The sequence below is a fragment of the Blautia sp. HA3515 genome, assembly GCF_059933065.1.
The window spans coordinates 1-4,392 of the sequence record NZ_JAYFUY010000020.1; the positions used below are offsets into that span (position 1 = coordinate 1).

Annotated in this window: 3 protein-coding genes and 1 pseudogene; all 4 read right to left on the reverse strand. The window is 46.1% G+C overall.

All coding sequences use genetic code 11. The annotated features are described in order from the left end of the window. Positions 1-166: 166 nt before the first annotated feature. The 4 genes and pseudogenes from R1Y93_RS00695 to R1Y93_RS00710 all read right to left on the reverse strand — a co-directional run bounded on the left by R1Y93_RS00695 (position 167) and on the right by R1Y93_RS00710 (position 4,370). Positions 167-1,124 (reverse strand): annotated as a pseudogene (locus R1Y93_RS00695) (D-2-hydroxyacid dehydrogenase). Positions 1,125-1,218: 94 nt separating this feature from the next. Beyond that, entirely contained in the window at positions 1,219-1,797 is a 579-nt protein-coding gene (locus R1Y93_RS00700; RefSeq protein WP_500821252.1) for a hypothetical protein, read from the reverse strand. A 159-nt stretch (positions 1,798-1,956) separates the two neighbouring features. Then, on the reverse strand, positions 1,957-3,327 hold the full coding sequence (locus R1Y93_RS00705; protein WP_500821253.1) for a UDP-N-acetylmuramoyl-tripeptide--D-alanyl-D-alanine ligase: 1,371 nt from the start codon (positions 3,325-3,327) through the stop codon (positions 1,957-1,959). Positions 3,328-3,332: 5 nt separating this feature from the next. After that, the gene (locus R1Y93_RS00710; RefSeq protein WP_500821254.1) at positions 3,333-4,370 is read right to left on the reverse strand and encodes a D-alanine--D-alanine ligase family protein; all 1,038 of its coding nucleotides are present in this window, start codon (positions 4,368-4,370) and stop codon (positions 3,333-3,335) included. Positions 4,371-4,392 lie beyond the last annotated feature (22 nt).

Sequence of the window (4,392 nt, forward strand, 5' to 3'; positions counted from 1 at the left end):
AAACGGGCAGTATCTGCCCGTGTATAAACAGGGAGGAAGCGGGATCGGCCTGTCTTCCATTGAGACTATCGCTGAAAAATACCATGGCTTCGCCCAGGTTCTCCCATATTGGTACTGAATTTTATATTGATGTGATGATCCCATTATGGCAGGATCTGCCGCCGCTTCAATAAACCCGGTTTACAGTATCTCCCCTTTGGAAGCGGCGAATATTTTCGGCTACTTCCTCTACTACCCGGAAACGTGTTTCTTTTGCAGCCCAGGCAATATGAGGTGTGATCAGAAGCCTGGTGCTGTCCTGTATCTTAAGAAGAGGATTCTCCGGATCCATAGGCTCCTTGCAAAGCACATCAAGTGCCGCACCTGCGATCTCATCTGTGGTCAGTGCTGTATACAGATCCTGCTCATTTACCAGAGCCCCTCTTGCAACATTAATAAAGATGGCCGTATTCTTCATCTTTTTAAAAGCATCCAGCGTAAACAGATTCTCAGTATATGCATTTAACGGTGCATGGACAGAAATAAAGTCTGACTTTGCCAGCAAAGTATCAAAATCTGTCTGCTCATATCTGCTGTCATACTTATGACCTGATGCTGAATAGCACAGTACCTTGCAGCCAAAGGCTTCTGCCAGCTGTGCCAACTCTTCTGCCGATAGCGCCCAGTCCAACGATCCCCCAGGTTTTATCCTGCAGCTCACAAAAGCTTTTGCCAAAATGAGAGAAACAGCTTCCTCTTGCATATTCTCCGGATTTGACATACTGATCATAATAGGACAGTTTTTCCAGAATATAGAAAAGCAGCGCAAAGGTATGCTGTGCCACTCCGTTCGTAGAATACCCGGCCACATTGTAGGCAGCGATCCCTTTTGCTTTAAGATAATCCCCATCCAGGTTATTGATCCCTGTAGCGGTAAGACATACCAGCTTCAGATTCTTTGCCTTTCCAATGGTTGCTTCACAGATAGGTACTTTATTGGCGATCACCACATCTGCATCCTGCACGCGCTCCGGCGCCTGTTCGCTGGTGCAGGAAGGATAGATCACCACTTCCCCAAACTCTTCAAAAGGAGTAAATACCATATCTTCTCCCAGACTGTCTGCTTCCAATATTACGATTTTCATGCCGTATCTCCTCTCTTCACTGAGATTCATTTGTTACCCGCCGCCTATAGAGGCGAACGTAAGTGCACATCCCATGTATTCTATATGTGACGGTTCAATCCATAAATTCCCGTATGATCTCACGCATGATCTCTTCCTCCTCCGGAGTAAGCATCTTGCTGAAATGACTGCCGGATGCAGCAGTCTGGCGGATGCTGGCTGTGATCTTGTCCACCACCTGCTCCTTCAGGATAGGATCTGCTTTCTCCTTCGTTGGAATCTCCTCTACCCAGGTACGCATCTGCTCAATATAGTCGGACAATGTGCCCATGACCAGGCTTTCCTTGTAAGAAAAGTCCAGTCCCCACCTTAAAAGCATCAGCACCACAGGTACTGCAGCTCCGATATACAAATAGATCAATGGCATACCTTTTTCCAGGTCATAAGCAGTTGTCAGATAAAAAGCCAGTCCCAGGACCGCTGTTGATAACAGGGAACAATACCATACAAATCGATTCATCCGATGCAGCAGCCTGTCTCTTGTTTTCCATAAATTAAGCCACTTCTCTTTAATATTTGATAAGCGGCCTGTTTTTCTGATTATTCTTCTGTAAGAAAGATTTGTGGCAAGCATACCTGCAACGCCCAGGACTCCAAGTCCTGCCATACAATAAAGCAGCAGGTACAGATCCATGATTTTTTTTTACCATAAGCTCCTCCTTATATCTTCTTGCTAAAGAAGATTATACCCCGAAACAGGAGCCTGCGGTACATAAATCGTTCGTCAAATTCTACACCTGCCTGACAAATTTCGCATATGCAACTTCAAGAATGCCTCGGCATTCTCTAAGTCTCAGACTTTCTGCAGTTTATTTACCAATTCTTCAAAATGCATAAAATGGGAAGCCTTTACAAGGATGGTATCTCCTTCTTTCACAAAGCTTCCGATCTTGCTGATCAAAGCCTCCCGATCCGGCTCATAGATCACGTCCAGAGAAGGATTGTCCTGCTTTGCCTTCTGTGCCATATATCCGGAAAGGCTGCCGCAGCAGATCAGAAGGTCAATCCCGCACTTTGCCGCATGGCTTCCCACGCCTTCATGAAGGGCGACCTCATCCTCACCCAGTTCACCCATATCGCCAAGGATTGCCACCTTCCTGCCATCGGCATCCTTTAATACATTCAAAGATGCTTTCATAGACATAGGATTAGCATTATAACAGTCGTCTACGATCAGATATTTCTCTGTGTCGATCATATGAAATCTGCCGCTGATCGATTCATAGCTTTCAATTCCATGACAGATCTGAGGGATGGTCAGTCCATAGATCCTGCCTACAGCAGCTGCTGCCAGTGCATTATAGATCATGTGCTGTCCAGGCATAGGGATCTTTACCGGAAAGCTTTCTTCTCCCATATGGATCCTGCAGGACATCCCTTTAAGACCCAGGCTTTTCACTTCATCTGCATAAACAGGCAGTCCCTGATCCATGCCGAAAAATACCGGTTTTATGCCATGATACTCCTTCACTGTACACAGCTTGTCATCATCCCCGTTCAGCACAATATGCCCATCCGGGTTCACATACTGGAAAATCTCTGTTTTTGCCTTTAATACTCCGTCCCGATCCCCCAGGAACTCCAGATGACAGGTACCAATATTGGTGATCACACAGGTATCCGGTCTGGCGATCTTTGCAAGACGGGTCATTTCCCCGAAATCACTGATCCCCATTTCAAGAACTGCGATCTGATCGTCTTCCCGCAGCCGGAAAACAGTAAGGGGAAGTCCCAGTTCATTATTAAAGTTCCCCTGGGTTTTCAGGGTTTTATATTTTTCCTTCAGAACAGAAGCGATCATTTCCTTGGTGCTTGTCTTGCCTACACTGCCGGTGATCCCCACTACCGGTATCCCCAGCTGCTTAAGATAAAATTCTGCAATATCCTTTACTGCCTGAAGAGAAGACTGCACCTGGATGTAGGGATACTGTGCTCCTTCCAGTGGTCTTTCTGATAATGTGGCAAGGGCACCCTTTTCCATAACCTGTGGGATAAACGTATGTCCATCCACCCGCTCACCTGCTATGGGCACAAACAGACCTTCTGGCTGTATCTGCCTGCTGTCTGTGGTAATAGAGGAAACCTGTATGTCTTTTTTATTTTCAGGTCCATGGTAAACGCCTCCACAAACCTTTGCAATATTTGCTAATGTAAGATTCTTCATAAACTTTACCTGTATTTCTTCATGGAGCAGCGGATCAGTTCCTCACAAAGCTGTGGATAATCCATACCCAGAACCTTGGCTTCCTGTGGGATCAGGCTGGTAGGAGTCATCCCCGGAAGTGTATTTGCCTCCAGACAATACATATCCCCGTTTTCCTTCATAAGAAAATCCAGTCTGCTGTAAGCTTCCAGCTTCAAAGCCTTTGCCGCCTTTACAGCCAGCTCCTGCATCTTGTCTGTCAGCTCCTGTGAAATATGTGCCGGACAGGTTTCTACGGTAGATCCTGCCTGATATTTATTCTTGTAGTCATAAAAGCCCTGGATCGGCGCGATCTCAATGATGGGATACGCCTTTCCGTCTACTACGGATACAGAAAACTCCCGACCCTTTATGTACTCCTCTACTACTGCTTCGTTTCCGTAAATACTCACTTCTTTCAAAGCTTCTTCATACTCTTTCTGGTCATTAACAATGTAAACGCCTACACTGGAACCACCGCAGCTGGTCTTTACAACTACAGGGAACTCCAGTCCAAGAGCTGACAGATCTGTATCAAAGCCATTCTCTCCTGTCAGGGTAGCTCCCTTAGGAGTGGGCACATGATTTGCCAGGAAAAATTCCTTTGTCATACATTTGTCCATGGCAATGGCACTGCTCAGATAACCGGTACCTGTATATTTGATCCCCATCAGGTCAAAAGCTGCCTGTACTTTGCCATCCTCCCCGTTTGCCCCGTGAAGTCCCAGAAATGCAATATCAGCTGCCTGACACAATTCCAGTACATTTGGTCCAAAGAAACTGCGTCTTTCGACCTTCATGATTTCAATCCGAGGATTAAAGCTCTTCATATATTCTACAGCCTGGTCTACATCATATTCCTCAGGGAAAGGATCTGCCCAGTCCACATCCTCTGTACCACAGAAAATATCCACCAGAACTGCCTGATGCCCTTTCTGTCTCAGTGCTTTGCAGATGCCTGTACCTGACATAATGGAAATATCCCGTTCTGTACTGGTCCCGCCTGCCAAAACAACGATCTTCATAATAAGATTCATCTCCTTATAT